23 protein-coding genes are annotated in these 25,666 nt (G+C 40.2%); 6 read left to right on the top strand and 17 right to left on the bottom strand.

The window, feature by feature from the left end; genetic code table 11:
- Positions 1–200 precede the first annotated feature (200 nt).
- Positions 201–848, top strand: coding sequence for a hypothetical protein (locus OLM45_RS12980; protein ID WP_264510826.1), 648 nt, complete (start codon positions 201–203; stop codon positions 846–848).
- A gap of 94 nt (positions 849–942) precedes the next feature.
- Here OLM45_RS12980 and OLM45_RS12975 read toward each other — a convergent pair whose 3' ends face one another.
- The 10 genes from OLM45_RS12975 to OLM45_RS12930 form a co-directional block, all read right to left on the bottom strand.
- Positions 943–1,332 carry a hypothetical protein gene (locus tag OLM45_RS12975; protein ID WP_264510824.1) on the bottom strand — a complete coding sequence of 130 codons (390 nt, stop codon included), beginning with the start codon at positions 1,330–1,332 and terminating at the stop codon, positions 943–945.
- A 15-nt stretch (positions 1,333–1,347) separates the two neighbouring features.
- A complete protein-coding gene (locus OLM45_RS12970; protein ID WP_264510822.1) occupies positions 1,348–2,388 on the bottom strand; it encodes an MlaD family protein in 1,041 nt (346 codons plus the stop codon).
- Between the two features lie 2 nt (positions 2,389–2,390).
- The gene (locus tag OLM45_RS12965) at positions 2,391–3,143 is read right to left on the bottom strand and encodes an ABC transporter ATP-binding protein (protein ID WP_264510821.1); all 753 of its coding nucleotides are present in this window, start codon (positions 3,141–3,143) and stop codon (positions 2,391–2,393) included.
- Positions 3,140–3,898 carry an MlaE family ABC transporter permease gene (locus OLM45_RS12960; RefSeq protein WP_264510819.1) on the bottom strand — a complete coding sequence of 253 codons (759 nt, stop codon included), beginning with the start codon at positions 3,896–3,898 and terminating at the stop codon, positions 3,140–3,142. Before OLM45_RS12960 ends, OLM45_RS12965 begins: the two co-directional genes overlap by 4 nt.
- Positions 3,895–4,743 carry a universal stress protein gene (locus tag OLM45_RS12955; protein WP_264510817.1) on the bottom strand — a complete coding sequence of 283 codons (849 nt, stop codon included), beginning with the start codon at positions 4,741–4,743 and terminating at the stop codon, positions 3,895–3,897. The genes OLM45_RS12960 and OLM45_RS12955 overlap by 4 nt, the downstream gene beginning before the upstream one ends.
- Before the next feature lie 28 nt (positions 4,744–4,771).
- Positions 4,772–5,425, bottom strand: coding sequence for a BON domain-containing protein (locus tag OLM45_RS12950; RefSeq protein ID WP_264510814.1), 654 nt, complete (start codon positions 5,423–5,425; stop codon positions 4,772–4,774).
- Complete coding sequence (locus OLM45_RS12945) at positions 5,412–6,107, bottom strand: BON domain-containing protein (protein ID WP_264510813.1); 696 nt, start codon at positions 6,105–6,107, stop codon at positions 5,412–5,414. Before OLM45_RS12945 ends, OLM45_RS12950 begins: the two co-directional genes overlap by 14 nt.
- A gap of 20 nt (positions 6,108–6,127) precedes the next feature.
- On the bottom strand, positions 6,128–8,320 hold the full coding sequence (locus OLM45_RS12940; RefSeq protein WP_264510810.1) for a glycosyltransferase: 2,193 nt from the start codon (positions 8,318–8,320) through the stop codon (positions 6,128–6,130).
- A 100-nt stretch (positions 8,321–8,420) separates the two neighbouring features.
- Positions 8,421–9,467 carry a pesticidal protein Cry7Aa gene (locus tag OLM45_RS12935; protein ID WP_264510808.1) on the bottom strand — a complete coding sequence of 349 codons (1,047 nt, stop codon included), beginning with the start codon at positions 9,465–9,467 and terminating at the stop codon, positions 8,421–8,423.
- A gap of 1,180 nt (positions 9,468–10,647) precedes the next feature.
- On the bottom strand, positions 10,648–11,163 hold the full coding sequence (locus OLM45_RS12930; RefSeq protein ID WP_264510806.1) for a DUF2892 domain-containing protein: 516 nt from the start codon (positions 11,161–11,163) through the stop codon (positions 10,648–10,650).
- A gap of 151 nt (positions 11,164–11,314) precedes the next feature.
- Here OLM45_RS12930 and rpmH point away from each other — a divergent pair, with 151 nt between their 5' ends.
- The 3 genes from rpmH (at position 11,315) to OLM45_RS12915 (ending at position 15,512) form a co-directional block, all read left to right on the top strand.
- Positions 11,315–11,476 carry a 50S ribosomal protein L34 gene (rpmH, locus tag OLM45_RS12925; RefSeq protein WP_056072822.1) on the top strand — a complete coding sequence of 54 codons (162 nt, stop codon included), beginning with the start codon at positions 11,315–11,317 and terminating at the stop codon, positions 11,474–11,476.
- Between the two features lie 162 nt (positions 11,477–11,638).
- Positions 11,639–14,491 (top strand): carbamoyl-phosphate synthase large subunit, encoded by a 2,853-nt coding sequence (gene carB / locus OLM45_RS12920; protein ID WP_264510804.1) that lies wholly within the window; start codon positions 11,639–11,641, stop codon positions 14,489–14,491.
- Between the two features lie 64 nt (positions 14,492–14,555).
- Complete coding sequence (locus OLM45_RS12915) at positions 14,556–15,512, top strand: ion channel (RefSeq protein ID WP_264510802.1); 957 nt, start codon at positions 14,556–14,558, stop codon at positions 15,510–15,512.
- A 51-nt stretch (positions 15,513–15,563) separates the two neighbouring features.
- On the opposite strand, the gene OLM45_RS12910 is transcribed toward OLM45_RS12915, so the two are convergent.
- The 4 genes from OLM45_RS12910 to rmuC all read right to left on the bottom strand — a co-directional run bounded on the left by OLM45_RS12910 (position 15,564) and on the right by rmuC (position 20,733).
- Complete coding sequence (locus OLM45_RS12910) at positions 15,564–17,597, bottom strand: FG-GAP-like repeat-containing protein (RefSeq protein WP_264510800.1); 2,034 nt, start codon at positions 17,595–17,597, stop codon at positions 15,564–15,566.
- Between the two features lie 31 nt (positions 17,598–17,628).
- Positions 17,629–18,741, bottom strand: coding sequence for a hypothetical protein (locus OLM45_RS12905; protein ID WP_264510798.1), 1,113 nt, complete (start codon positions 18,739–18,741; stop codon positions 17,629–17,631).
- A 107-nt stretch (positions 18,742–18,848) separates the two neighbouring features.
- The gene (locus OLM45_RS12900) at positions 18,849–19,397 is read right to left on the bottom strand and encodes an acyl-CoA thioesterase (protein ID WP_264510796.1); all 549 of its coding nucleotides are present in this window, start codon (positions 19,395–19,397) and stop codon (positions 18,849–18,851) included.
- Positions 19,381–20,733 carry a DNA recombination protein RmuC gene (rmuC, locus tag OLM45_RS12895; protein WP_264510794.1) on the bottom strand — a complete coding sequence of 451 codons (1,353 nt, stop codon included), beginning with the start codon at positions 20,731–20,733 and terminating at the stop codon, positions 19,381–19,383. The genes OLM45_RS12900 and rmuC overlap by 17 nt, the downstream gene beginning before the upstream one ends.
- A gap of 99 nt (positions 20,734–20,832) precedes the next feature.
- Here rmuC and OLM45_RS12890 point away from each other — a divergent pair, with 99 nt between their 5' ends.
- Positions 20,833–21,399 (top strand): pseudouridine synthase, encoded by a 567-nt coding sequence (locus OLM45_RS12890; RefSeq protein WP_264510792.1) that lies wholly within the window; start codon positions 20,833–20,835, stop codon positions 21,397–21,399.
- A 93-nt stretch (positions 21,400–21,492) separates the two neighbouring features.
- Positions 21,493–22,527 (top strand): DUF4476 domain-containing protein, encoded by a 1,035-nt coding sequence (locus OLM45_RS12885; protein WP_264510790.1) that lies wholly within the window; start codon positions 21,493–21,495, stop codon positions 22,525–22,527.
- A gap of 51 nt (positions 22,528–22,578) precedes the next feature.
- Here OLM45_RS12885 and OLM45_RS12880 read toward each other — a convergent pair whose 3' ends face one another.
- From OLM45_RS12880 to OLM45_RS12870, 3 genes are read right to left on the bottom strand one after another with little or no spacing between them, the layout of a single operon-like run.
- Positions 22,579–23,358, bottom strand: a complete 780-nt coding sequence (locus OLM45_RS12880; RefSeq protein WP_264510788.1) for an ABC transporter ATP-binding protein — start codon at positions 23,356–23,358, stop codon at positions 22,579–22,581.
- On the bottom strand, positions 23,358–24,386 hold the full coding sequence (locus OLM45_RS12875; protein WP_413614187.1) for an iron chelate uptake ABC transporter family permease subunit: 1,029 nt from the start codon (positions 24,384–24,386) through the stop codon (positions 23,358–23,360). Before OLM45_RS12875 ends, OLM45_RS12880 begins: the two co-directional genes overlap by 1 nt.
- The gene (locus OLM45_RS12870) at positions 24,386–25,522 is read right to left on the bottom strand and encodes an ABC transporter substrate-binding protein (protein ID WP_264510786.1); all 1,137 of its coding nucleotides are present in this window, start codon (positions 25,520–25,522) and stop codon (positions 24,386–24,388) included. Before OLM45_RS12870 ends, OLM45_RS12875 begins: the two co-directional genes overlap by 1 nt.
- Between the last annotated feature and the right edge of the window lie 144 nt (positions 25,523–25,666).

Here is a 25,666-nt window from a genome sequence, read left to right as displayed (position 1 = left end):
CCAATCGCTGCCCATGCAAGGTAGGCAATTAATGGGGTAACTTATATTTTAACCTGAATTTATTTACAAAATAATTTTAAAAATCGAAATAATAGTAGGGACATTCAATGTTATACATCAACAATTATTGTGATTTCAATCAAGGTTTATCCTTCACAACTCCGGTATATTGGTTATTTAATACATTTTCTAAATCAATTATGGATGATTCAATTTTTTTGCATTTGACAGCGGGACTATTGCTGGTTGTACTTTCGTATTTTGCTTTTCAAAAAATAGAGGGTCCAAAGTATTGTCCTTTTGCAATTTTACCCTTGTTGTTGAGTATCCAACAGTTTTGTGCCGTATTTATAATTGCTGTTCTGCACCATCCAGAAATCAGTTATTTAACTATATTTTTTACAGTAATGCTGGTTATTGTTAGTCAAGTGATTTGGCCTATTTGGTTTCCCTATGCAATACAACAGATGGAGCTTACATGGAGCATTCGCTATTTGTTGCGGTTTTTTACTTTTTTGGGTGTTTTTGTCGCACTAATTGCCACTTGGGATATTGTTTTTTGCGATGTTGAAGTGCAAGGTAAGGGTGTAAATATCTTCTTAGTGCAGTCTGTAAAAGGTTATTTTCAAAGATTTGGTATTTATTTTTGGGTGATTACTACCTTGCTTCCCGCCTTTATTTCCTATACCCCTCGGGTTTGGGTATTGGGATTTGTCATGGTATTTACGTATTGTTTTATTTTAAATCAAACGCAGCATACTATTCTATTCTTTCCTCCTTTATTTGCTATTGCAATTGCTTTGACCATATTTTGGATACTATTAAAAGAAAGAAAAGATCAAAGTTAGGAGTGTGATTGGTTTAAAAATCGAAATTTTTTTTTTGAAAAAGTCCGTTCATTATTGAAAATTGAGCGGACTTTTAAATTGGAATCGACATGAATTACGTTGTTAATTGTGATTGAAGAAAATATTTGTTAACAAACCGGCAACGTTGATGTTCTGATAATCGTCCAGTAGTGATTACATCCATGTCTTTCAGGGTGTTTTTTTTATTTTCTTGCCATAAATTCGAAAGTTCATTTTTAGCTTGTGTTGGCCCAAAGAGTAGAACTTTATCATACCCTTCCATGCAATGGGATAGTTTTTTAAAAAAGGCTTTCCGGTTTTCTTCCCCTACTTGATTTTGATGATTTAAGTGAGGGTTTTGATCGTAAGTGTTTTGGTTTTTGTGAATTTCGATAATATCAATTTCACGCGCTTTATCCGTGAATTCGATAATGTGAGCTTTGGAATAATCCATCCAAATAGCCATTTTTCGTAAAGGTTTCATAGGTATTGTTTTAAATTAATTAGATTGTTTTTTTTTAAAATAACTTCGAAAAATGAATGAGGCTTTTGCCGCTTCTTCAAGATTCCGAAATTCTTGTACTCCTTGATCGATATGTCGTACAATACTATCGAGTTGTTGTGCCGTTTTTGGGTCATTTGTGATTTTATAAAGTACGGTGTTGGGTTGGTTCATTCGGTTGGAAAACACATGCAAAGCGGATGCTGTTTTGTCTAATTCATCTATAGTATGGTCTATTTTTATTCGCAATGAATCGTTAGTCATTATATGATACAATAGTCCATTTTGTTGGTTTAATGTCATGCTAAAAATATCCAATTGGTGACTGGTAGATTGTAAATGATTGAGTGTTTGGCGGACTTGATCACTCCAGGCCGCATTGTTCAGTAATTGATTTAGAGTACCATGTTTATTGTTAAGTGCAGGTGTAAACAATGCCAATTCATGCGAACTTTGTTCCAGATTATTTACGGTGTTGTGTACTGAAGTAGCAAAAGCTTCACTTCGAATGAGTTGATAAATCAGACCTTTATGCTGATTCAAATGCTGACTAAATGTCCGCCATTCACCCGTGATTACTTCTGCATTTTGTGTGCTTTTTAAAACACTTTTTAAAAGAGTTTCCCATTGAATGGGAGCAATTGAAGCAATGGTGTCATTGTTTTTGATTTCTCGACTTTTACTATTGCCTGAAACGATTTCCAAAACTTTATCTCCAACTAAACCATCTGAACTAATTGCGGCTATTGCATCTGCTTTTAGATAGGGTTGAATGTCTTTATCAATAAATAATTTAACTAAAACCAAAGAATCGGAAACAAATTCAATGCGGGCTACCGTACCCACATTTATCCCTGATAAACGCACAGTGCTTCCTTGTTTAAGACCGCTAACATTGGAAAACCGAGCATACAATACAAAACTCGAACGAAAAAGATTTTGATTGAATCCGAGTATGTAAATTGTAAGAATGAATAACAAGAGCCCTATAAAACTAAAGAGCCCTACTTTCCAGTAGTAGGTATTGGTTGTGATCATGGTTAGAAACGATTAAAGAAAACTTGTACTTCAGGTAGGGAACTTTGGGTAATTTCTGCAAAAGTTCCCGAGAGAATAATTTTTCCATCACTGAGCACCAAAATACGATCGCCTGTTTGAGCAGCACATTGTAAATCATGGGTAATGATTATTGCTGCGGGGTGGTATTCGGATTTGATCCGTAGCATTAAGTCGATGATCTCTTGTGCAGTTCGCGTGTCTAGACCTGCCGTTGGTTCATCGTACAACATCACTTCAGGATTAATAATTATAGCGCGCGCAAGTCCGATACGTTTTCGCATACCTCCTGATAAGGCCGCAGGCATTACATGTAGGGCTGCTGTGAGACCTACATTTTCCAAGGTCGTTTTTATGCGTTGGGCCACGGTTTGATTACTCAAATTGGGGTCATGGTGGTGCAAGGTAAAGGCTAAATTCTCTTCAACGGACATGGAGTCATACAAGGCCGCATTTTGAAATAAGAAACCCATTCGTTTCCGTAAAGGAATAAGATTTTTTTCATCATAAAATGTAATGTTGTGCCCCATTAAGTGTACTGATCCAGCATCAACTTTTGTTAGACCGGCAATGCATTTTAAAGCTACAGATTTACCGGAGCCAGATCGTCCTAAAAGAACAACTTGCTCTCCGGGATTCACAACGAAGTCCAAACCTGCCAATACCGCATGTTTGCCATACGCTTTATATACTCCTTTCAACGCAATTACGGGTTGGTTTGCAATTTCAGTTTTCATAAAAGATCGGTTAGTTGAACTGCAATTAGATCGATAATAAAAATACTTAGAGATGCTGCTACTACGGCTTGGTTTGCTGCTTTGCCAACACTTTCTGTACCGCTACTCGCATGGAATCCTTTGAAACAACCGACCATTCCAATGAAAAAGCCGAAGAAAAATGTTTTAATAACGGCTGGGATAACATCACTAAAGGCTAAAGCATCAAATACTTGACGAAAATAATGTTGTAGGGTCATTTCATTGTGATGGTTAATGCCCAGATAGCCTCCTAGGAGTCCTATTCCATCGGCGTAAATGACTAAGATTGGGAGCATTAAAGTAGTAGCTAAAGTTCGGGTAACCACTAAATATTGATAGGGTTGTATGGCACCCACTTCCATCGCATCGATTTGTTCTGTGACACGCATAGAACCCAGTTCTGCTCCGATTCCAGAGGAAATGCGTCCCGCGCAAATCAGTGCTGTGATGACAGGGGCAATTTCCCGCACCAATGAGAGTCCGACCATATTGGGTATCCAAGATTCAGCGCCGAATTTGGCCATGGCGGGACGGGATTGAAGGGTGAGCACCCAACCCATGATAAAACCGGTCAACGAAACTAGGGGTAGGGAGCGGTAGCCCAATTCATAACATTGTTTAAGTAATTCTTTTCCCTCTATGTTTTTCCATTGCAATTCTTTAAAAAAACGACCCGAGAAAACTGTGAATTTTCCCAAGTGAATTCCTTCTTCATATAGGGTTAGTCGTTTCATTCTTGTTTTTTTCGTACCACCAAAAGGGGCAGGTTGTTTTCCATCATTAAGGCTATGGTTTTGCCCGGAAAGAGCATCCGATTTACAATGGAACGATTTTGTTTACGGAACACAATAACTAGAGAGGGTTTGACTAGTTTTAGGGTTTGTTGGAGTAGTATTTTGAAAGAAGACTGTGGAATTAATTTGATGTAATGAAATTGGATTGCCGAATTTTCATAAGCATTTGCAGTTTGATGCAATACCTTGTGATGTTCGTGCAAATTAATCTCATAATCAAAATAAAGTACTTTGAGGGGGATGTTCAATTGTTTTCGCCAGTTTTCTACCCATTTCATCTCATCGTCTATGTGTTGCATATCTGTGGTATAACAAATCGAATGTAGTGGGGTCATCGTGTAGCGTTTTGGAACAATACAAAGCGGAACGGGACAGTTATTTAACAAAGCCTCAGGAAGACTACCCAATACCGTTTTGAAAAGTGAAGCCCCATTTTCACTGCAAAAAACCATATCGAATTGATGCGTTTTGGTATACGTGATAATGGTGTGTGCCAATGTTCGTTCCAGTTTATGACAAACCACTTCGTAGGGAACCTTGGGTATTCCTTTTGGGAAAACAGCATATACATATTTTTTCAACTGATTTTTTTTGAGCTGAATGGCTTCATCCCACCGCAACTGAGGTGTAGCGGATTCAACATCAATGGCCAAGTTAGGGTCAAATAAATCCAATACGTGCAATAGGGTAATTTCAGCATGGGTTTGCATTGCAAATTGAAAGGCAAAACGAATTGCTTTTCTCGAGTGAGCTGAAAAATCGGTTGTTACTAAGAGTTTTGTCATTATGATTGTGCTTTTTGTGATGTATCAATTACGGGTGCTGGATTTCAATATGATTAATGATGCGCCAAATTCCTGGGGCATTCCAAGTGATGCGTTCCGCTTCTTCTTTTTGGAGATAGGAATCTACATGACCGGTCAACGTGACAACGTTGTCGTCTACAGCGACTTGTATGGTTTTGTTTCTTAATAGGCTACTTCGTTTAAGTGCATTTTGAATCGCATTTTGTTCGATAGCATCGGTAGTTACCGAATGGATTAGTAAGGAGTTGACAACTCCTTTTACCCCAATTATTCGGCTTACCGCATGTTGTGCAGCCATTTTTTGGTAATTCCAATCGACCGCTCCAATGAGGTAAACCCACCCTTTAGCGACTACAATTTTTATATCGTTTTCTGGAATTGACGTATTGAGTTGGATAGCGGCTAAGGCTTTTATAGCTAAGTCTTCATCGGATTCAGGCGTAATTCCATGGTGTACTTCCAGATGTTCCACAAGCGCTTTTACCCCTCGAACCCGCTTTACCACTTTTTCAATTTCGATTTTTTTCTCATAACTGTCTACGGTTCCCGAAAGGGTAACAATACCGTTTTGGGCTGTTACACCGATGGTTGTATGTTCCAAATAAGGCTCCCAAAAAAGGGCGAATTGGACATTTTGCTGCAATTGATTATTCGCATTCATGGTCGTGTGATTTAAGTAATAAGGGACCTATGACGAGGCTATTGTCTACTGAAACAACCCCTTTGGCATTCCATGCCAATCGTTCGGCCTCTTCTTTTTCGTACAAGGTGTTTACACTGCCTTTGAGGGTCACCTTTCGGTTGTTAACATCAACTTCTATCGGTGTATCGTGAAGTAGGGCGCTGTGGTGAAGGGCTTTTTGGATGTATTCTTTTTTAATGGTACTATCCCGACTGGTTTGTGTACGAATGAGGTTGCTAATGCCTCGAATTCCTTGAAGTGGCTGTAGTGCTTCTTCAGCCGCGTTTTTTTGGTAGTTCCAATGTACATTTCCTTCAAGTGTTACCCATCCGTTTTCCACGGTTATTTTTATTTTCTCTTCAGGGATGGTAAAACTGGAATGGTAGATGGCAATGATTTTTTGAGCAATTTCTTCGTCTGAAAGTTGGTGGTTGTCATGTAAAACCACTGCAATACGTTCAATAACCGCACGAACACCCGCGGTATTTTTCGTTGCTTTTTCAGCTTCGATTTTTTTAAAATAAGAATCCGTTATACCTGTAAGTGTTACGATTCCATTTTCAGCAATTACACCAAATTGTGAGCCTTGTAGTTGCGGTTCCCATCGCAGCGCCTCTTGCACTGTGAATTGTAGGGTTTGGTTGGATTGTTTGTAAGTCATACGTTTTATTTTTTTGTTAATTATTTTTTTGAATTGGCAAAGTGTTCCATCGTTTGTCGGGCAAGAAGGTGGCTTAACGTAGATTCAGCTCCTTGATTTAAATTCATGTGATTTTCTTCGAGACCGTCGTAACATCCACCAGTTTTAGGGTTATAGACAATTTCATTCCGGTTGTTTTCTCCTAAAAACCAATGGTAAGCTTGTGTCATTTTTTCAGCATAATCAGGATGGCCTAACTCTTGATAAAAGGTGTAAAGCGTCATGATGGTATAGGCGACATCAATGGGTTGCTGGCCTCCTTTAGACATGGTATTGCGGTCTTGACCGGCATGAAGCCAACCGTTATTTGAGATGACTTGAATTTGGTTGTCCTTAAATATTTGGTCCAATAAAAAATCCATGGATTTAAGTGCTGTTGTTTTGTATTCGGGACGTAGTGTAACCCGCCAAGCTAAAAGCATTGCCTCAGGAAGAATGCTGTTTCCGTAAGTGAGATAAGGTTCAAACCAATTCCATTCTGGTGTTGCCGTTTCGTTAAAAAAGGTCAATAATTGATGGGCAAGTGCATCGATTTCTATACGGTAATCGGCTGTTTTGTTTTGATGGGCAAAATAAAGTCCCTTTAAAGTAAAAGCTATTGCTCGCGGTGACTCCAATTGTCCTCTTTGGATACGGGTAGTTTCCAGAACATTTTCAGCCCAAATTAAAAAATGAGGGGGGAAATTTTTTGCAGCTGCTTTTAGAAATCCTACGGCCCATATCGCTCTACCGAAGCAATCCTCTAAGTTGGTCTCTTCATTTTGTTGGGTAAAGCATTGGTCTAAGTTTACATAATTTAGGAACTTTCCATCCGGTTGAAGACAGAATTCAATGAATTGGAGATACCGTTCAATGTAAATTAGTAAGTCGGCTTCAGAGGTAAGCGTAAATTGTTGGCATATGGCGATTAGGGCACGTGCATTGTCGTCTAACGTATATCCCGAACTACTATCAGGGAGGTTGAGTTTTGAAAATTGCAACATTCCAAAATTTGTAGTCATTTTTTTTACATGGTTGGGATTCATCACGGGCCATCGATAGACTAATTGAACAGGTTGATCACTATGGGTTTGTAAATGATGGATATAACGAATTGCGGTGTTTTCCCACGCTGTGGGTTCCATATGATGCAATCCGTTTAGGCGCATTTCTGACTGTAAATTTGGATTGTCCAAAAGGTAAATGAGCTGTTGGGCTAGTTGATCGGATTGCTCAAAATCGAATAAGATTCCACTACCATTTTGAACTACTTCTAAGGCATGGGGAATTGGGGTTGCAACAATAGGGCAACCGCAGCTCATTGCATAAGCAAAAGTACCACTAACCGCTTGGTCTTGATTTTTAGAGGTGAATAAATAGATATCCGTAAGTTGTAAAATATCAAGAAGTTTTGGAAGTTCAATAAAGGCGTTGAGTTGTAGTGTATGGTTTTCCAAACCCAACGATTGAATTAATTGTTCCAACGATTCTCTATATTGTTCTCCTTCTACTTGGATAACCCCCGGATGCGTTTTACCCACAATGAGAAACAAGATGTCTGGAAACCGATGAATCACTTCGGGTAACGCACGAAGCGTAGTTTCAATGTTTTTACCCGAACTCAGTAAACCGAAGGTGGTCAGTATGGTTCGGTTTTCCCATTGAAATTGTGATTTTAATTCTATTTCATTTTTATGTTCGATTAAGTGAGTACCGTGGGGAATTACTTTAATCTTTGATGCACTTATTCCATAGCGTTCCACAAGAATTGATTTAGAATGTTGGGTCATCACAACGAAAGTATGGGTCAAAAAGGCTAGGTTTTTCATGAATACTTCTACATCGGGGGAAGGATTGGGTAAAACCGTGTGAAGGACAACTAGTATTTTTTTTTCAATAGCGTTCAGAAGTTCTAAAAAGTCGGTTTCATGATGGCGATATAGTCCGAATTCATGTTGAATGATTACCCATTCATTCGCCTCTAATTCTATTATTTTTTGAGCTAAAGTTTGAAATGCACCTTTTTTTTGGGTTTCCAAAACATGAAATAGCTTTTCTTTAGAAGCGAATTCAGGGGGATTTAGCGCACAAATATGAAGTTTAAAAGAATGGCTGTACTGCTTTTCAATGGCCTGAACCAAGTCAGCTGCAAAAGTAGCTAAACCACATTCTTTTGGTGGGTAAGTCGTAATCATTACCAGTGATTGTGCCGTCGTGTAACTTTTTTGAGCGCGTATTTCCGATAGGGAACTGTTTGGGCGATTTCGTTGAAGCCCAGACATTGGGCGTATTGTTTTAAGCGTCATTATTGTGTGAGTGATTTTGTTCAAGTGCTTTCAAAAGTGGCTGTAATGGAACCGATGCCCAGGCGACCCGTTTATCGGCTGCACCATAATAAATGTGGAGTACATCATCAAGGACTACCGCACCACTAGGAAAACAAATGTTGTTGATAATTCCGTGAACTTCATAATCGTGTTCGGGGCCAAAAAGGGGATAGGGTAGGCGGGCAACTTCAATACTCGGGTTTTCTAAGTCCAATAGGGCAACACAGCAACTGTAAACATATCCATCAAGTGTGTCGTGGACTCCATGGTATATTAGAATCCAACCCGCAACAGTTTCTATTGGAGGGCATCCCCCTCCCAGGTAGCTCACTTCGTGTTCAAAACGAGGAGAAAGCAGAATGTGGGTGCTAAAATGCAAAAGATAATCATCCCAAAATGCGGTATTTAAGTCGGCTAACTCGTTAAAAAAAACAATCTGAATATCGGGTTTTATCCGATGAAGCATACAAAGTTGTCCTTTGATTCTTCTGGGGAAGAAAATCACATTTTTATCCCATACTTTGTGAATTGAAAACGATTCATTCACATGTGTTGGATTATTATATCGGTGGTATTTTTCATTAAGGGGTAATATGGATTCAGCGCGATGCATAAAATCTGTATAAGTAAGTTGCGGTACTATAATCCCCTTTTTCTCCCAATGGACCATGTCTATTGATAAGGCTAATGCGCCACGGGCGTTGATGCCATCAAATGCAGTATACGTGAGATAAAAAAGGGTGTCGATGCATACGATGCGTGGATCTTCTACACCTAAGCATTCATAATCAAATTGAGGGTAAAGTGTAGGTACTTCATTTCTATGAATTACGCGTGATTGTTCGTCCAATAAAGCATAACCAATCGAAGAAAAGTGCTCTTTGTTAATCGCGCGATAGAATACATGAAGCATTCCGTTGAAGTGAATTACAGCCGGATTTAAAACTCCGAGATTTTCAAATCCGTGGGTTGTCTTTTCGAGGAGTAGTCCTTTTTTTTGTACTGTTGTGAGCATTTCATTTTGGGAAGGTCTTACAGGCATAGAATCCTAATGGGTCTAGCGAAACCGCTTCATCACAAAGGTGGTGTAGTTATTGAAAAGCAATCATGATGCGCATCATTGAAAAGGATGACATTGCGCAGTTATTTGGACTGTGTGAAGGATTAAAAAAGAGAGGTGTTTAAGAAAAGCCGTTCAAATGGGCAAAAAAAAGCCCCCTTTAGGAGTCTTGTCGTTAGCTGCGTTTGATTTGTTTTTGTATCAGGTAGATTTGCTCTTTCAACATGCCTTGTTTGTTGTACTTGTTCACTTTGTTGATCAAATTGGAGGCTTTCAATTTAACGGTATGCTTTTTTTAGATTAAAAACATCGTAAAATGCTATATGCATGGGTTGTACATCTGCGCTGACTTAGCAATTGCATTCCTAACTTCATGCTTTGATAAGAGTTTGAAACCAATTAACTAAAACCAATTGCAAATCACCGTTAATTGGTGCCGACTATCGTAGGGATAGGTACGCCTTATGCTGCGTCGTTGCCGCTTTTTGCCAACAAAGGGTACGCCTTAAGCGTACTGGAGGTACGTAAAAAACGTACCCCAGCCAGGGCCCCCCTCCCCCTCGGAGTACGCATAAGGCGTATTGACAGTACGTTTTATACGTACCCCTTCGTACCTTTTTAGGGGATGCAGTACGTAAAGAGCGTACCCAACCCTACCTTTTGGGTGGGGTAATGTTCCGAAAACACATGTGCCCACACCTTTTTGTGAATCTTTCTAAGTGTAAACCAACAGTAGCCACGTATATTTTAAACTGTAAGGAAGTTTTCAGTGTGAGCCGTTGGGTAGAAGGTGGTCTCTGAATTGTTTTGGCTTAGTTGAGGTTAGTACACGGCCTGTTTTGTTGGAGTAGGGACAATACGTTGTCTAATTAATTTTTAGATTACCATGTTAGGAGAAAATCCCGATAGCGCACCTAGTATGTTTGTTGGGCTGAAAGTCACCAGCGTTTGCACACTAACGATAAGGAGCAATGAGCAAGTAATATGTAGCACTACGTTCCTTTATTCGTGAAATCCGTCTTTCCTCTTGCTTCTTTCCTCTTTCCTCTAAAAAACACTTTACTCTAGTACCCTCATTTCTAATTTCTCATTTAAAATTTAGCATAAAAAAAGACCCCTTTCGGAGTCTGTTTATTTAGATGCGTTTCATTTGTTCTTTCATCATGGTGATTTGCTCTTTCAACATGCCTTGTTTGTCGAGCTTTTTCACTTCGTTGATCAAGTTGGTGGCTTCCAATTTACGACGTCGGGATAAAGCAATTCCGGCTAAATTCAATTTGGCTACCGCTAAGTCCATGTCCATGTTCAATCCCAATTCAATGGCTTTTTTGAAAAACTTCTCGGCTTGGTTCAAGTTGGTTTGCGACACCATCAAGCCTTGTAAGTAATTGTAGTAGCCTTGTTGTTTTTTGATTAACGCCGTTTCTGGGTTTTTGATTTTGGCTAACCATTTTTGTGCGCCAGGGAAATTTTGTTTACGCATTTGTAAAAAAGCCAACAAAATAAACTCGTTACGGAAGTATAAAGCTAAAGGTAGAAGGGAAATAATGATTAAGAAAATTCCATTTCCTACGTTATTTTCGGTAAATTGCCATACCGCTGCAGCGAAAATCAGAACGGTTAAAACGATTTTGATATTTCTGTGAAACATGATTGTAAAATTTAGGTTGCAAATGTACTAAAAGGAATTTAAAATATTTTTAAAAAAGCGCTTGCAAGAAATAAAAACCTTTGTATATTTGCACTCGGTTTAAAAAAGCCGTAATCATAGAATAATTATCAGGATTTAAAGATATCGAACAATGAGTAAAAGAACATTTCAACCATCGAAAAGAAAAAGAAGAAATAAACACGGGTTTATGGAAAGAATGGCTACTGCAAATGGTAGAAAAGTCCTTGCTCGTCGTCGTGCAAAAGGAAGACATAAATTGACGGTTTCTTCTGAACCAAGACACAAAAAATAATGGTATTTACTATCATATATAAAGGCGTTACTTTTATTAGTAGCGCCTTTTTTTTATACTGTTTATAACTATTGATAATTGGCAACCCCGATTTTTTCAAAAGTTTTATAAACCGACTAATTTTGACACACACAACAATAAACAACTAAACCACAACACCACATGCCGAAAGATTCCTCTATCAAATCCGTTTTGATTATTGGTTCAGGTCCGATCATCATTGGTCAAGCCTGTGAATTTGATTACTCGGGGTCGCAATCCGCCCGTTCACTTCGCGAAGAAGGGATTGAAGTCATTCTTATCAATTCCAATCCCGCTACCATCATGACCGACCCAGCCATGGCGGATCATGTCTATTTAAAGCCCTTAACCACCAAATCGATCATCGAAATCCTAAAAGCGCATCCCAATATTGATGCTGTACTCCCTACAATGGGCGGACAAACGGCGTTGAACTTGTGTTTGGAAGCGGAAGAAAAAGGGATTTGGAAGGATTTTAATGTGCGTTTGATTGGGGTAGATATCAATGCGATTAACGTCACCGAAGACCGTGACCAATTCAAAACCTTATTAAGTAAAATCGGTATACCTTATGCGCCGGCTAAAACGGCCAACTCTTTTTTGAAAGGAAAAGAAATTGCGCAAGAGTTTGGTTTTCCTTTGGTGATTCGTCCTTCGTTTACCTTGGGGGGAACTGGAGCAGCTTTTGTACACCGCAAAGAGGATTTTGATGAATTGTTAACCCGCGGTTTGGAAGCATCACCCATTCATGAGGTGTTGATTGACAAAGCGCTTTTGGGGTGGAAAGAATATGAATTGGAACTGTTGCGCGACCAAAATGATAACGTCGTGATTATTTGTTCCATCGAAAATATGGATCCGATGGGGATTCACACCGGGGATTCTATTACGGTAGCGCCTGCCATGACCTTGTCGGATACGACCTTTCAAAAGATGCGCGATATGGCCATTCACATGATGCGCTCTATCGGAAATTTTGCCGGAGGGTGTAACGTACAGTTTGCCGTTTCTCCTGATGAAAAAGAAGATATTGTAGCCATCGAAATCAACCCACGGGTATCGCGTTCTTCTGCCTTGGCGTCTAAAGCGACAGGATATCCAATTGCAAAAATTGCCAGCAAATTGGCTTTGGGGTATACCCTTGATGAATTGCAAAATCAAATTACGAAGTCGACTTCGGCCTTGTTTGAACCGACGTTGGATTATGTCATCGTGAAAATACCGCGTTGGAACTTTGATAAATTTGAAGGCGCTGATCGTACCCTCGGACTCCAAATGAAGTCGGTAGGTGAGGTGATGGGCATCGGGCGCTCGTTCCAAGAAGCGTTACACAAGGCCACGCAATCCTTAGAAATCAAACGTAACGGTTTGGGTGCTGATGGTAAAGGGTATAAAAACTACGAACAAATTATAGAAAAACTCACCTATGCGAGTTGGGATCGCGTGTTTGTAATTTACGATGCGATTCAAATGGGAATTCCGTTGAGCCGTATTCACGAGATTACCAAAATCGATATGTGGTTCTTGAAGCAATACGAGGAATTGTATTTCTTGGAGAAAGAAATTTCGAATTACCGCATTGATACATTGCCCAAGGAATTGTTATTAGAAGCCAAACAAAAAGGCTACGGCGACCGTCAAATTGCGCACATGTTGGGCTGTTTGGAGAGTCAGGTGTACCGCTTGCGCGAAGACATGAATATTCGTCGTGTTTACAAGTTGGTAGATACCTGTGCGGCCGAGTTCAAGGCACAAACCCCGTATTACTATTCTACTTTTGAAGCAGAAATTGAGACAGCAACAGGAGAACGCTATGTTTCCAATGAAAGTATTGTTACTGACCGTAAGAAAGTCGTAGTGTTAGGTTCGGGACCCAACCGAATCGGACAGGGAATTGAGTTTGATTATTCCTGTGTGCATGGGGTTTTGGCAGCGAAAGAATGTGGTTACGAGACCATCATGATTAACTGTAACCCGGAGACGGTTTCGACGGACTTTGACACGGCGGATAAATTGTATTTCGAACCTGTATTTTGGGAACATATTTACGATATCATCCAACATGAAAAGCCAGAAGGCGTGATTGTTCAGTTGGGTGGACAAACGGCATTGAAGTTGGCCGAAAAATTAAACCGCTACGGCATTAAAATCTTTGGAACCAGTTATGATGCCTTGGATTTAGCCGAAGACCGCGGTCGTTTCTCGGGCTTGTTGAAAGAATTGAATATTCCGTATCCTAAATTTGGCGTAGCCGAAAATGCGGAACAAGCGTTGCAATTGGCAGATCAATTGGAATTCCCGTTATTGGTTCGTCCTTCGTATGTATTGGGTGGGCAAGGGATGAAAATTGTAATCAACAAGCAAGAGTTGGAAGAGCATGTGATTGAGATTTTAAAACATATTCCGAATAACAAATTGCTGTTGGATTACTATTTGGATGGTGCCATTGAAGCGGAAGCCGATGCTATTTGTGATGGTGAAAATGTGTATATCATCGGAATCATGGAGCATATCGAACCTTGTGGCATCCATTCAGGCGACAGTAATGCCACATTGCCTCCGTTTAATTTGGGCGAATTTGTAATGCAGCAAATTAAAGATCATACGAAAAATATTGCCTTAGCCTTGCAAACAGTTGGGTTGATCAATATTCAGTTTGCCATCAAAGACGATATTGTTTATATTATTGAAGCCAATCCAAGAGCTTCTCGTACGGTGCCTTTTATTGCGAAAGCGTATGGCGAACCGTATGTGAATTATGCAACCAAAGTGATGTTGGGTGAGAAAAAAGTCACTGATTTCACCTTTAATCCGAAGTTGAACGGATTTGCAATCAAGCAACCCGTTTTCTCTTTTAATAAGTTCCCGAATGTAAATAAGGCACTCGGTCCTGAGATGAAATCTACGGGAGAGAGTATTTTGTTTATTGAAGATTTAAAAGACGATCAATTTTACGATTTGTATTCCCGACGAAAAATGTATTTGTCTAAATAAGAAAAGGCTGCTCTCGGGCAGCTTTTTTTATGCGTGAAATTGTGTAGTTTTACCAAAAAAAAGCATGGCCTTTCGCACTCCTTTTAATTCCAAAGCCCGCACCGATGCCAATACTGGTTTAGGTACCAATGCGGCGAGTTATGGCGGACGATTCTTTACCAAATCGGGTAATGCCAATATTCGAAAGTCGGGTATCCCTTTTTTGGATAGTATCAGCTGGTACCATACCATGTTGACCTTACCGCGATGGAAGTTTTTTGTGATAATCTGCGGGTTTTACTTTTTGGTGAATTCTGTTTTTGCCTCGATGTATTATGCTTTAGGAGTCGAACATTTGAACGGAGTCAATGCCAATTCGAGTTGGGACGCCTTCGGTCAAGCGTTCTTTTTTAGTGTGCAAACCTTCACTACGGTAGGGTACGGACATGTGAGTCCGAGTGGTTTCTTAACCAGTTTTGTCGCAGCTGTAGAAGCCTTATTTGGTTTGTTGAGTTTTGCTATTGCGACTGGTTTGTTTTATGGACGATTCAGTCAGCCCAAAGCCCATATCTTATTTTCCCACAATGCCATCATTGCGCCGTATAAAGGCGGTACAGCATTAATGTTGCGCATGTGTCCGTCCAAAAATGCTAATTTGAGTGATGCGGAAGCGCGAGTAACGTTGGGAATGCATGTTGAGGAGAATGGACAGATGGTCAATAAGTTTTTTACTTTGGATTTGGAGTTATCCACGATTAATGCTTTGAATCTAAACTGGACCTTGGTGCATCCGATTACAGAAGATAGTCCGTTGTATCAATTTACAGCAACCGATTTTGAGAATACTGTGGGCGAACTCATTGTGTTTTTAAAAATGTTTGACGATATGTATAGCAATACGGTCATGAAGCGCACTTCCTATACTTTTGAAGAGATTGTTTACGGGGCCCGTTTTCTTCCAATGTTTACGCGGGATGTTAACCAACAGAAAACGATTTTACAAATCGATAAATTGAATGCCATCGAAAAAGTTCAATTATAAAAAAAGCCCTGATTGTGATGTCAGGGCTTTTTGAATTAAAATGTATTGTGTTTAGTTTTTCACGATTTTCTGAGAAGCGGCATTTCCATTTGCATCTAATACTTTTAAAAGGTAGGTTCCTTCGTTTAGTGATTGGATGTTTAGGGTGTCATTTTCAATTTTAGAGGACAAAACCATACGGCCATTTAAGTCATATACTTCAGCACTTACAGCAGTGTATCCTTCTTTTGTTTTGATGGTGATGCTGTTTTTCGCTGGAATTGGGAAAACACTCATCGCTGACACATCAAAAGTAGTGTTGGCTAAGGTCGAACCTTCTGTGATATCAATTCTTTGGTTAATTCCAGGATTGTTAATCGTGTCTACTGTACCCGATGGCCAACGAATGATTACTTGAGTGATTGCAGTATTGGTTCCAATTCCGAAGTGTGCATTTAACGAACTCATGTATTTGAAACCTTCACCGCTACGGATATCGCGGATTTGTTTTCCAAAAGCACCATAGATTTCAACGCGAGCTCCAATACCGTTGCTATTGCTTTGTACACCATTCAAACGAACTTTAATCCAGTTATTTCCGTTTGGTACGGCATAACGAATTGTAGATCCATTTTGGATATCCAAGAAACCATCATTGTTCAAATCGCCTACAGCCCCCACAGTAATTCCTGTGTAAGGTACAGCTGAAAAGGTATTGTTTCCTTGGTTGAACATGATTTTGTTTCCACCGCCTAAAACGTCAACTTTACCATCGTTATCAAAATCGTACGCAATGTTGTCAATGTTTGTTGATGTATTGGTGTCCCAACCTGATCCTGTTGTAATGTTAGTAAAAGCAGTCAACGAACCCGTTGTTTCAAAGTTGTTTCTGAAGAATTTGTGTAATCCCGCACTAGCTGTAATGATTACATCCATATCGCCATCGTTATCGAAATCAGCAATTCCCGAAGACCATGTTTGAATAGGAGTTACATTCACACCAGCTGCTGCAGAGATGTTAGTATAGGTTGTACCGCCATCATAACGAATTAACTGGCATGGAGGTCCGGAACATTTTGAAATGAATACATCAGAATCTCCGTCATTATCAAAGTCAGTAAACAATGTAGCATAGTTTCCACCGCCACTACTCAAGTTCATTGCACCGGGCGTAATGTTGGATTGGTAATAGGTCAAATTTCCATTTCCATCATTTAAATAATATACATTTTCATTAATGTCATGGCAAGAGAAGATGTCCAAGTTTCCGTCTTTGTTCAAATCGGCAAAATTGGTACGCTGACAAAATATATATTGTCCCGGTGTGTACCCAGTATACGATGATCCATTATTCGCTGAGGTAAGAATTGACAATCCACTTCCATTTCCAAGTACGATATCATTATAGCCGTCTTTGTTATAATCTCCAGCCGCCATACTCCAGTTGGGGTAGAATGATACATTGGTAAATGGGTAATCTACAATGTTAAATGTACCAGGTGTAGTTGTTTGGAAATGCACTTTCATTGATCCTGTGCTAATACCTACTACGTCATCCAATCCATCGTTATTCATATCTACCACACAAATGTTATAACCACTATTGATAGTTGATACGGTTTGTGTCGTGTAAGTAACAGGTGTAACGGGTGGTACCACAACCGGATTTTCAATTAATTGGAAGGTAAATCCAGCACTGGTCCATTTATTATCCCAAGCGATGTAATACGTAGTTCCTGCTGTCACATTAAAAGTGGCTACAGTAGAGTAATTAGCCCCACTATCATCATCACCAGCATAACAAGTCAGTGCACCACATGTTCCTGTGTAAATGTGTACGCGCGTGTCCACTCTTGGCGTGTTAGCAGTAATGTCGGTTGTCAAAATAACAGTATAGTTTTGCGTTGGGGTATAACTATACCACTCAGCGGCCCCATTCGTTCCTAATGCTCCGTTAGCAGCACAAATTGTTGGGGGTAATTCGGTTCCATTTACTGCGGTCACAACTTGTGTTCCAGCTGTAATCGCTACTGCTGTTCCACAGGTATCTTGTGCCTGAGTGAAAACTGCTGTTAGCAAGGTTAGTAATAACGTAATTTTTTTCATATTGGTTAAAGGTCAGGTTATATTAAATTGTTTAGTTGCAAGGTTGTAAGGAATTGATCCATTGTTCGATTAATTGAACGCCTTCCGTATGGATGATGGAACGTCCATGCAGTGGCATCATATAAGATTCATTTTCAGTGTTGATACGGTAATACAACATCGAGCGGTTAACGTTCCCTGGAGCCACAATTTTACTGTAGGCAGGTGGGAAATCTTGCATATCTGCCGTAGGCACACAAACACCCATGTTGGTAGGATTATTGTTTGTTTCTGTAAAAGCAAAACGCATCGGTCGGTAATAGCAATGGCCTAATTCACTATGGCAATGCGCACAATTGATATCAAAATAGGAGCGAACTCTTTTCTCAAGGGGTTGTGACGTATCGTTGTAATTGATAGTTGTATTGTCTGCTGTAGGCAACGTCGCACTGTTTTCCAATATCCCCAACTCTTTCCATTTGGTGATTTGGTTTTTGGCTCCTGTGGCATACGTGTAATTAAAATTTATGTTTTGAGGTTTGATACCGATGGGGGCATTGTAGTACAAGCCCGTGTCATTATTTCTTAATTTATGACACGTAACACATTGGGCTTCATTAGGAAAACGATAATTGGCAGTTTTTACGGTATTGTTTTCCATAAAACTGATGGTCATATTGCTTCCGGTCATATTCAAAAAGGCCTCCGTTTGTTCGTTGTTCCAAATGTATTCCGCGAAAATCCAACCTTCTGCTTTTCGAATCATGATACGAGTTTCCATCACCCGGCGCGTATTGCTGGGTTGCACTTCGTCGTAGTAAAAGGTTTTGATTATTGCAGCACCAACGGGAAGTTCTAAAATTTTACCGTCGCCATTATACGTCGCTTTAGTGCCTTCGGGTAACCACACAAAACGTTTTTTGTGGGCATAATCGGTAAAAAGCGCGCTGGCTGGTTCGTAAGGGATAACATTGAGTTCGGGTACCATATCCACCATAGGCGCTTTAAAAAAATGGTAATCCGATAATTTGGCATAAGGTACTTGAGTGAGGTCGACAGTTACCGGACTCACTTCTACATATTCCGGATCGTCATTGGAGGAACACGAGTAAATAAATAGCGAGAAAACGGCTGCGAGCAACCCAAATAAGTAATATTTTTTCATCATTTTTGTTTCTAGTCCAAAAATAGAAAAAAAAATCTATTTACCTAATTCCATTGTAGTTATCTGAGAATTTTTCATGTATAAATTAGAATTTGAAAAAAGTAGACTTAATTCATTTCGACTTTAACATTGTAGTTTTCGAGGTTTTTTAGGGCTTCATCCGACTTGTAATCAAATTCTATTTCATGGCGGTTTCTAGTTTTTCGGGCTTCAATTTGTTGGATGCAATTGTAAAAGCGGCGCACTTCTTCAAAAGTACTCAGAAGTAAACCTGGAACTTCCGTGTTTTGACCCGTTTCATCTTTGGCCACCATCGTAAAATAACTGGAATTGCAATGTTTTGACTTGCCAGTTTGTATGTTTTCCGATTCGACACGAATGCCAATAATCATCGAACTGCGCCCTACATAATTCACACTCGCTTTCATGATGACCAATTCGCCCACTTCTATGGGATTTAAAAAATCGACTGTGTCTACGGAAGCGGTAACACAGTAATTGCCCGAAAATTTTGACGCACAAGCAAAAGCAATTTGGTCCATTAACGACAAAATATACCCACCGTGAATTTTTCCACTAAAATTGGAATGCGAGGGTAACATCAATTGTGAAATCGAAATCCGTGAGGATTTTACCGATTTATAGGTTTTCTTCATGGGAATGATTTTCTAAAGATTCATTTTCTGTACTACCGGCTCTGGAAAGTAACACTTCAGGTAGCGCTTTTTTTGCTTTAGCCCCCATTTTTTTCAGACGCTCCACACTGCTCACTAAATTTCCTTTGCCTTCGATCAGTTTATTCATGGCGCCTTGGTACTCGGATTTCGCCTCATCCATTTTCTTACCAATCTTGATTAAATCACCCACAAATCCTTCAAATTTATCATACAATGCACCCGCTTGGCGTGCAATTTCAAGTGCATTTTCTTGTTGTTTTTGATTGGTCCACATACTGTTGATGGTTTTTAACGTGGCCAAAAGCGTGGTGGGTGTGACAATGACAATATTCTTTTCAAACGCTTTGTTGTATAAGGTGGTGTCTTCATTTAAAGCTACTGCAAAAGCCGCTTCGATAGGAATGAAGAGCAAGACAAAGTCCGGACTCTCCATCTGATACAAATCATAATAATTTTTTGCTCCCAATTGTTCGACATGGCGGTTTATGGCAATAATGTGATCCCGTAAATGGTTCTTTTTGAATTCGTCATTTTCTTCATTGGTGAACCGTTCATAAGCCGTCAAGGTCACTTTTGAATCCACAATCATTTTTTTGCCATCGGGTAAGGCAATGACCACGTCGGGTTGCAAACGTTGCCCATCTTCTGTGGTAAAACTTTGTTGGACAAAATATTCCCGGTCCTTTTCCAAGCCCGATTTTTCCAACACACGCTCCAACACCAATTCGCCCCAATTCCCTTGCATTTTACTGTCGCCTTTTAAAGCTTTGGTCAAATTCACGGTTTCTTTGGACATTTGTTCGTTCATTTCGCGCAGTCCTAGAATTTGTTGGCGTAAAGCGGCATGATAGTCGATACTTTCTTTGTGGGTGTCTTCCACTTTCTTTTCAAATAACTGAATTTTATCTTGCAAAGGTGTCAAGATGTTTTTCAGTTGTTCTTTGTTTTGTTCGGTAAATTTGGTGGTTTTTTCTTCTAATATTTTATTAGCCAACAATTCAAATTCTTTGGTGAATTTTTCTTGCAACTGTTCGACCTCTTGTCGGTATTCTTTATTGCGTTCCAACAAATTATCAAAATCGACTTCTTTTTTAGTGAGTTGCATCGCCACTGCTTCTCGCTCGTTTCGGAATTGTTCTTTTTCAGCAGTTACATTTTTTACTTGTTGCTGCATTTGTTCCAATTGCAGGTTAATTTGGCGAATTTGCTCCTCCTTTTGGGCTAAAGTAGCTCCTGCTTGGTTACTCGAAAGCAATTTTCCGATAAAGAAACCCAGCACCAAGAATACGGCTGATAAGATGATGGTAAGTGTCATTGGTATGAATTTTTAGCTCATAAAAATACAAAACAAAAGCCGTCTTTCAATAGCTGTAGTTAATTTCATAACTGTATTTTTGAAGTGAAATTTAAAACAATGGAACACAGGCATTTTCTTTTGCACAAACCCCACGGTTATTTGAGTCAGTTTATTTATGAAAAAAAACGGCACAAGAAACTATTGGGCGAATTGTATGCTTTCCCCGAAGGAACCATGGCCATAGGTCGGCTGGATGAAGATTCGGAAGGCTTACTTTTATTAACCACCGACGGGATGATGAGTGAATTGGTGCGCAGTAAGACCATCGAAAAAGAATACTATGCTCAAGTAGACGGCCTCATAACGGAGGAAGCTATTGCACGATTGGAGGCGGGAGTGGAGATCGGGTTCAAAGGGATACGCTACACCACCAAACCGTGTCAGGCAAAAAAAATAGTGTCGTTACCCAAATGTATTGGAGAAGGAAGACGTATTCGTGATGAACGGCACGGTCCGACGAGTTGGGTGAGCCTCACCTTAACAGAAGGGAAGTTTCGTCAAGTGCGTAAAATGACCGCAGCAGTCGGTTTTCCTACGTTACGACTCGTGCGGGTTCGAGTAGGCGAATTTACCTTGGGTTTACCAGCGGGAGAGGTTCGCGAAGTATCTTCTTTTTTTAAATAATCATACCTTTTTTTTATAAAAATTTTTAATGGCACGTTTATTGGGTTTGTTTTTTACGAATTAAGAATTATTTTTACCAAAATTTTAATCATCATGAAAAAAATTACTTCTGTTTTACTGTTATTGATGGCTACACTTACTTTCGCTCAAGGAAGTCCGGTGGGGCATTTGACCATTTTCTCTGAAGATGGCGATAGATTCTATGTCATTTTGAATGGAGAACAACAAAACGACATTCCTCAAACGAACATTCGTATTGAAGATTTGAATCAGCCGTATTATAATGCGCGAATCCAATTCGAGGATAAAACCTTAATGGATATCACCACTAATAATATGATGATTGCGGATATCGATGGTATTATGTCGGATGTCACCTATAAAATCAAACGCGACAAAAACAAAAAAGGGAAAATGAAAATGAATTTCTTTTCGTCTATTCCTGTACGTCCTGATTTTGTTCCGCCTTCCAATGTGTATGTGATGCACTACGGACAACCGCGTCCAGCTCCTGTTCAATCCCAAACGGTAGTTGTACAACAACAAGCACCTCAAACCGTAGTGGTACAACAAGCGCCACCAGTTCGTGGAGGTGCTGTAACTCAGACTACAACTACCACAACAACTTCTGGAGGTGATAACATTAATGCCAATGTTTCTATTGGAGGCATCAATATGGGATTCTCTATCAACGATAATATGGGGGGTGGAAGTGTAACTCAAACGACTACAACTACCACTTCTTCTTCGTCACATGGAAATCATAACGGAGGTGAATTCCAAAATCCACGTCCAGTTGTGGTGACTACTCCCACACCTGTGGGATGTCCAGGAAGAAGTTGTATGCGTCCAGCGGATTACAATGCGGCTTTGGCTACCTTAAAAAAACAGGCGTTTGAAGATTCTCGTTTAAAAACAGCGAAGCAAATTGTAGCAGTAAACTGTTTGAACGTAGATCAAGTAATCGAAATTGCAAATTTGTTTTCGTTTGAAGATAACAAATTGGAGTTTGCGAAATATGCGTATGATTTCTGTATTGAACCACGCAATTACTTTAAAGTAAACGGAATTTTTAGTTTTAGTTCCAATGCGGACGAACTTTCCGAATATGTGCAAAGTCGTCAATAATTGCATTGACTTTTAATAGAAAAATAAAGCTGTTCTTCGGAGCAGCTTTTTTTATGCAATGATGAAGCGTCCAGTAGTTGGATCAAAGTGTATATTTTCGTCTTGAAATAAGGTGGAAAAAACACCCGAACTGATATGATTGCAAGGTTGATCGAGAATTACCTGTTGGTGGGTCATGACCAGCATTTCATCGGAAAGTTGGATGGCCAAATCAATATCGTGGGTCGAAAATAAAATGCATTTATGGGTTTCTTTCGCTAATTTTTTTAATAAGCGAAACACACTCACTTTATGCACCAAGTCCAAATGTGTGGTGGGTTCGTCCAATACCATCCACGGCGTATCTTGGGCCAAAGCACGGGCGATCAAAACCCGTTGCAATTGTCCGTCGCTGATTTCAAAATGTTTTCGGTGTTGGAAATCTGCTACTTCGGTGAGTTCGATGGCGCGGGCAATTTGTATTTTATCGGCCTCGGTGAGTTGCCCTAACCAATTCGTATACGGTTGACGTCCCAAGGCAATTAATTCATACACCGTTAAATTGCTCATCGGAATTTTCTCGGTGAGGACGAGTGCCAATTGTTGGGCCCGTTCTTCCGGAAGCAGTTTGTCAATGGGTTGGTTATTGATGAAAATTTCTCCCGAAAGCGGTTTTTGTAAGCCGCAAAGGGTCCGCAATAAAGTCGATTTCCCAATGCCGTTGGGTCCAACTAAACTGATCAACTTTCCGGTATGTAACGTTAAATGGAGTCCTGATGCCAAGACGTGATCTCCGTTTTTTGTAGGGTAGCCTACGGTTAAATTGGATGTGGTTACAAGTGCATTTTCCATTACAACAAACTTTTTTTACGTACCAATAACCAAATAACCACCGGAGCACCTACTAGCGAAGTGATGGCATTGATGGGCAAGGTAAAATTAAATCCGGGTAACTGGGACACGGTGTCGCAGCACAACATCAATCCCGCTCCAAGCAGTAAGGTGGCGCCAAATAAGGTACGGTGATTGTGGGTTTGGAATAGCAATTTGGCTAAATGAGGCACGGCTAACCCCAAAAAGGCAATCGGACCCGCAAAAGCTGTGATGCTCCCTGAGAGTAGACAAGTTGCTGTAATGATTAATAAACGTGAGCGCCGAATGGGAATTCCCATACTGGCGGCATAATTTTCACCCAATAACAAACCATCCAAGGCTTTGATTGAAAAAAGACTGATTAATAATCCTATGAATAAGCATGTCGCCAGAATGGCGATGCTGCCATAAGAAAGATTCCCGATATTGCCCATGCTCCAAAAAGTGAAGCGTTGCAATTGTTCCGCCGAACTGAAATAACTCAAGATGGAAACAATCGCCGATGTAAAACTCCCAAACATGAGTCCGACAATTAACAAACCTGCCGTATCTCTCAATTTACGCGCTACAATGAGTACTAATAGTAAAACGGCAAAACTACCCAAACACGAGGCAATCACAATTCCATAGGGTGATACAAGTAGCGAACCTATAGCAGCGGGAAGTAAAGTCGCTCCCATAATGACAAAAGCCACACCAAGACTCGAACCCGAACTGAGTCCGAGCACATACGGTCCCGCCAGTGGATTGCGAAATAAGGTTTGCATGAGTAGGCCACAAGTGGAAAGTCCCATGCCTACTATAATCGCCGTCAAGGCTTTGGGTAGTCGAAAGTGGATGATGATGTATTCCCACGTGGACTTTTCGGCGGTGGTGCCAATCAAACTTTTCAGTACTTCTTTTAGGGGAATGGCGACTTGACCTAAGGCAAGGTTGGTAAGGAGCGCAAGGAGAAAAAAGCCTCCGAGGCCGATAAACAAGTTGCGATGGCGTTGTGGTGTGGTCACTATTCGAGTTTAACAAAAAAGTAAAGTTGGTACGAAGGTAATAATTCTGGATGGAGAATTTTGACCAAATCTTTTAAAACGAGATCGGGGCGGTTGGGCGCCAATTCATAATACAAGCTTCCTCCGGTTTTTCCTTTTTTGCGGTTGAAGGAGTATACTTGTTTGTTTTGAAAAGCTTTGAATTGGTTGTAATGCGGATTGCTGGCTTGCATATCAGCCAACGAATTGAATTGTCCCGAGGTGATCCAGAGTTGGGCATCGTGCGCTTTTTCATAAACGGTTTCAAAGGATAAGGACAAACTACCCGTACCTTTTGTGGCTTTCCAAAGATAGTCGCCATGGGCTTCATTGATTAACAAGCTGCCCCAGCTGTCGCCTTTGGGTAGGTACCATTTGCCTTCAAAAATATCGCCAGCGAGCACGGTCGTTTTTTGTTTCGCTTGGGCGGCGATGGCTTTGGTGCGTTGGTAATCCTGTTCAATTTTGGTAAAAATATCTTCGGCTTTGGCTTGTTCGTTGTACAAGGCCCCAAAAAATTTAATCCATTCGGCGCGGCCTAGCGGCGTTTGTTCGTTCCAATCGCCGTTGAGGATAACTTTTAAGCCGCTTTTTTGTAGGTTGTCTAAAGTCGGGTTATTGTTGTCGATTCCGTAGCCCACAATGACATCGGGTTGGAGTTCGAGCAACACCTCCATGTTTAGGGTTTGGTTGGAGCCCAATTCTTTGATTTTACCTTGATCAATGCGTTGTCGAACCTTATCTGAAGAGATGTAATCTAAGTTGGGGAAACCCACAAGGGTATTGACTTTGCCCAACATTTCTATCGAAGGAATGTGCGTGGTTGAAGTCGCCACCATTTTTTTGATCGGTACAGTGATAGCAGTATAGATTTGAAGCGAATCGGGTAAGGTAACGCCTTTTTTATGCAAAACGTAGGAATAAGTTTTTTTGGCTTCCGGCCAAGGGTTGCGAACAGTTACTACCGTGTAATTTTCGAAGTTTTCAATGGAGAATCCGGTGGCATATTTAACCGTATTCGAGGGTTTTAGAGGCGCAGTGGCAGTGGTGTCCGACTTGCATTGCACCATTACAATGGCGAGAAGAAAAACGAAAAGGAGTCCGGTTTTGCGAAACATGAATTTTTTTTGGCAAAAGTAGGGATTTCGGTTTGGAGTTATGAATTATGAGTTATGAATTATGATTTGTAGACTTTAGACGTTGGACTTTTGATGTAACGTTCAGCCGAGCAGGGACTGCGCCAGCGATTGAAGCGGCATCCC

Origin of the sequence: Flavobacterium sp. N1719, assembly GCF_025947045.1 — a bacterium.
GTDB classification, from domain to species: Bacteria; Bacteroidota; Bacteroidia; order Flavobacteriales; family Flavobacteriaceae; genus Flavobacterium; species Flavobacterium stagni.
Note: the sequence above shows the minus strand (reverse complement) of the source record. Positions and strands in the feature narration are given on the sequence as shown.